Source organism: Palaeococcus sp. (in: euryarchaeotes) (assembly GCF_053987695.1).
Genome location: NZ_JBMXHE010000036.1, coordinates 1 through 4075 on the forward strand (window position 1 = coordinate 1; position 4075 = coordinate 4075).

At 45.7% G+C, this 4075-nt stretch carries 4 protein-coding genes, 1 tRNA gene and 1 pseudogene; 4 read left to right on the plus strand and 2 right to left on the minus strand.

What is annotated here, in order from left to right:
* From ACXJGZ_RS02725 to speD, 3 genes are all read left to right on the plus strand, one after another.
* The coding region (locus ACXJGZ_RS02725) for an Ldh family oxidoreductase (protein WP_456398254.1) at positions 1 to 879 on the plus strand (879 nt) is incomplete at its 5' end.
* Position 880: 1 nt separating this feature from the next.
* Positions 881 to 2179, plus strand: a complete 1299-nt coding sequence (locus tag ACXJGZ_RS02730) for an NAD(P)-dependent malic enzyme (protein ID WP_456321130.1) — start codon at positions 881 to 883, stop codon at positions 2177 to 2179.
* 69 nt (positions 2180 to 2248) lie between these two features.
* A complete protein-coding gene (gene speD / locus ACXJGZ_RS02735; protein WP_456321129.1) occupies positions 2249 to 2671 on the plus strand; it encodes an adenosylmethionine decarboxylase in 423 nt (140 codons plus the stop codon).
* A gap of 107 nt (positions 2672 to 2778) precedes the next feature.
* Here speD and ACXJGZ_RS02740 read toward each other — a convergent pair.
* Both ACXJGZ_RS02740 and ACXJGZ_RS02745 read right to left on the minus strand, forming a co-directional pair.
* Positions 2779 to 3091, minus strand: a pseudogene (locus ACXJGZ_RS02740) (helix-turn-helix domain-containing protein); the annotation flags it as partial.
* A gap of 12 nt (positions 3092 to 3103) precedes the next feature.
* Complete coding sequence (locus ACXJGZ_RS02745) at positions 3104 to 3829, minus strand: KaiC domain-containing protein (protein ID WP_293257908.1); 726 nt, start codon at positions 3827 to 3829, stop codon at positions 3104 to 3106.
* Positions 3830 to 3985: 156 nt separating this feature from the next.
* On the opposite strand from ACXJGZ_RS02745, the gene ACXJGZ_RS02750 reads away from it, so the two are divergent.
* Positions 3986 to 4061, plus strand: a tRNA-Gln gene (locus tag ACXJGZ_RS02750).
* The last annotated feature ends 14 nt before the right edge of the window (positions 4062 to 4075 follow it).

Consider the following 4075-nt stretch of genomic DNA (forward strand, 5'->3'; position numbering starts at 1 on the left):
ATTAACATAAATCCCAGAATTGAGATTTTAAGAGAAGGTCCCTCTTATGCTCTAATTGATGGAGATGAAGGTCTCGGGCAGGTTGTAGGCCAAAGAGCAATGAGCTTGGCTATTGAAAAAGCTAAAGATAGTGGAATTGGTGTGGTTGCGGTGAGGAACAGCAATCATTATGGAATTGCTGGTTACTATGCTTTGATGGCTGCTCGGGAGGGAATGATTGGGATAAGCATGACAAATTCTCGCCCCTTAGTGGCGCCAACAGGAGGTGTGGAGCGTTTTTTGGGAACAAATCCCATAGCTTTGGCCGCACCCACAAAGGATAAACCATTTTTGCTCGATATGGCAACTAGTGTTGTCCCAATTGGGAAGCTGGAAGTTTATAGGAGGAAGAATAAACCAATTCCCGAAGGATGGGCGATTGATGCGGGCGGCAATTTAACAAGAGATGTTGAAGCGGTATTTAATGAGGGAGCTCTGCTTCCTCTGGGCGGTTTGGGAGAGCTTTTTGGAGGGCATAAGGGGTATGGTCTGAGCCTCATGGTGGATATTTTAAGCGGAATTTTGAGCGGTGGAACCTGGAGCAGGCACGTGAAGAACACAAATGAGAGGAAAAGCGAGGTGGATCACTTCTTTATGGCAATAAATATTGAAGCTTTTACTCCTCTGGAAGAGTTTAAGGAACGCATGACCAAAATGATAGGCGAGATAAAGTCATCGAAGAAGCATCCTGATTTTGAGAGGATATGGATTCACGGCGAGAAAGGATTTTTAACCCAGGAAACAAGGCTCAAAATTGGAATTCCCATTTACAAAAAGGTTTTGAAGGAACTTGACGAAATAGCGGATAAGATTGGTGTTGATAGGATTGGAGGTGTTTAAATTGAGGATTAGCGAAGAACAGAGAAGAAATCTTAAGAAAGATGCTCTTGTCTATCACAGGGGCAATTTTCCCGGAAACGGAAAAATAGAGGTTATTCCAAAGGTTAAGATTGAGAATTTTTATGATCTAAGCTTGGCTTACACGCCGGGAGTTGCCGAGCCGTGCAAGGCCATTGAAAAGGGAGAAAGTTATGAAGATTACACCATAATCCCAAATACGGTTGCGGTTGTTACGGATGGTAGTGCAATTCTGGGTCTGGGAGATATTGGAGTTTTGGCAGGAATGCCGGTTATGGAGGGAAAATGCGTCCTTTTTAAAGCACTTGCAGGTGTGGACGCGTTTCCTATTCTGATTGACAGCAAAAATGTTGACGAGATTGTAGATACGGTGAAGCTCATTTCTAAGGGCTTCGGAGGAATTAATCTTGAGGACATAAGCGCTCCGAGATGCTTTGAAATCGAGGAGCGCCTTAAAAGGGAGCTCGAGATTCCGATCTTCCATGATGACCAGCACGGTACAGCCGTCGTTGTCCTTGCGGCTTTGATGAATGCTTTGAAGCTCGTGGGAAAGAACTTTGGTAATATAAAGGTCGCAATAAGCGGTGCAGGTGCTGCAGGAACTGCAATAGCAAAGCTCCTTCATTATAAAGGAGTTAGAGAGATAATAGCTGTGGATAGAAGAGGTATAATCCATGAGGGAAGGGATGATTTGAATCCTTACAAGCGCGAATTGGCAAGGTTCAACATCCATGGGATTGAAGGTGATTTGGCTAAAGCTATGGAGGGAGCTGATGTCTTCATAGGAGTTAGTGCTGCGGGAATAGTGAGTCCGGATATGGTATCCAAAATGGCGGATGATGCAATTGTTTTTGCGATGGCAAATCCTGTTCCCGAGATAATGCCCGATGATGCAAAGCGCGGTGGTGCTAAAATAGTTGCAACGGGAAGAAGCGATTTTCCAAATCAAATAAACAATGTCCTTGGATTCCCCGGAATTTTCAGAGGAGCTCTTGATGTGAATGCGAAAGACATCTCGCTTGGAATGAACATAGCCGCCGCCGAAGCCATTGCAAGCGTTGTGGGTGATGAGCTGACCGACGAGTATATAATTCCATCGCCGCTGCATCCCGATGTGTATCCCAGAGAAGCAAGAGCTGTTGCAGAAGAGGCTATTAAAGAGGGTCTAGCAAGGAAAAAGGTCAGCGGCGAATGGGTGGAGGAGCATACGAGGAGGTTAAGGGAGTTTTATCGGGAAGCAATTGCCCCCATAAACATCAGGCGCAGGAACTTCGGGAGTTAAGTTTATTTGGATTAACGATAGATTTAAAACTCAGTTCCTTTCCTTTTAATCAAACATGGGGTGGTCGCGATGACTGATACCATTGGATACCACTACATTGTTGAAGCTGCAGGGTGCAACGAAGAAATTTTGAGCGATGCAAACAGAATACGGGAGATTTTTCTAAAAGCGGCTGAGGTCAGCGATATGGAAGTGAAGGCAAGTTACTTCTTTAAATTCTCCCCGACCGGAGTGAGCGGGATGGTCATCGTAGCGGAGAGCCATATATCCGTTCACACATGGCCTGAGGAAAAATATGCAGCTCTCGATGTTTATACCTGTGGTGAGAAGGCTGATCCGGAAAAAGCCGTGGACTATATTTTAGAACAATTTAAGGCAGAATATGCCCACGTTTCTGAGGTTAAGAGGGGCATAAAGGAGGAGGAAGGGACATTCACACACATGATCCTCACATGGGAAGAAGCCCTCGACAGGAAAAATGGAAAGGGTTGATCACTTAAGGAGTTTTTCTATCTCATCTTTTATCCTCTCGAGTTCTCTCTTCAGATTCTCGTATTTTTCTCTGTATTCTCTACACTCCTCTAATGATGTGAAAACGTTCTCAAGCTTCCCCCCTTTTATGAGCTCATAGGTTTCCCTCACCAGCTGCCCCGCTTTGCTCTCCCCCTTCAAATGCTTTCTTATTGTTTGTTCGGTTCTCCCAAGTTCCTGAGCAATTTCACTCGTGGTCATACCCGCTTTTTCTCTGGCCAGGGCTCCAGCGGCCACGGCTAAACTGTCCACCCACGTTAATCTCTCCGCGGGATCTTTTATTAGGTCCAAAACTTCGGGTCTAAAGAGAGTGCCAAATAGGAGTGTGCTCTCCAGCCTGTGTATTTCCTTCCTTCCAAGGGGATTTAAGGGAACCTCCATCCTCCCACCCCCTTAAATTTTTAGCACTTTTTCAGGATAAACTATTACTCCCTCATCCTTGATCTCAAAGGGATGCCTCCTCATTGAGTGCCTCGTTCCACGCATCTTCCAGACTATGAGCGAGCGCTTCAGCTCTCCGTCTATCTCATCCAAATCAAGGCGGATTATTCCATCAACACCATGTTCCACGCCTGGACCTCCAAAACCTCTTTCACCAACGCTTATCTGGCTCACGAAGAGTGCTGTGGCTCCCATACCTGCCAAGACACGCTTGAGCTGGAGTATTATGCTCCTTGCAAGAGCGGGCTTGTTTATGTATAGCGTCGTTACGGAGTCTATAACAACGCGCTTCGCGTTTATATCTTTTATAGCACTTCTAAGGACGTCTATGAACTCTCTGGTGTCTGTTAAGTCATGAATTATGTATTTCTCATACTCCCTGGACTTTCCAATTCCTGCTGTAAATGCATCCACTATTGCAAAGATGCCATCATCTTCATATTTCCTGACATCCCAGCCAAATTGAGCCATATTCTGCCTTATCTGGACTGGATGCTCCTCTAACGCCACGTAAATCCCAGGTTCTCCGAGTTCTAATCCACTCCATATGAACTGCTGTGAGAATATGGATTTTCCTGTTCCCGGGCCACCGCTTAAAAGAACGACGTTTCTCTCGGGAATTCCACCATTTAACACCTCATCCATCCCGGGAATTCCCGTCTTCACCCTTGCAATCATCCCCACCACCTCCTCTGGATGGTGAGGCTTCATATCATGGGAATCTTCCGCAGAATCTTTTAATTACCAATGGATATTATATTGTGAGGATTTATAAAATTTTCGCACAATGGAGCAAAATTTATAAACTTCCCTCCTCATCTCTTCAACGGGCATAGCCCCGTGGTGTAGCGGCCAAGCATGTGGGACTTTGGATCCCGCGACCGGGGTTCGAATCCCCGCGGGGCTACCATACAAACTTCGCCT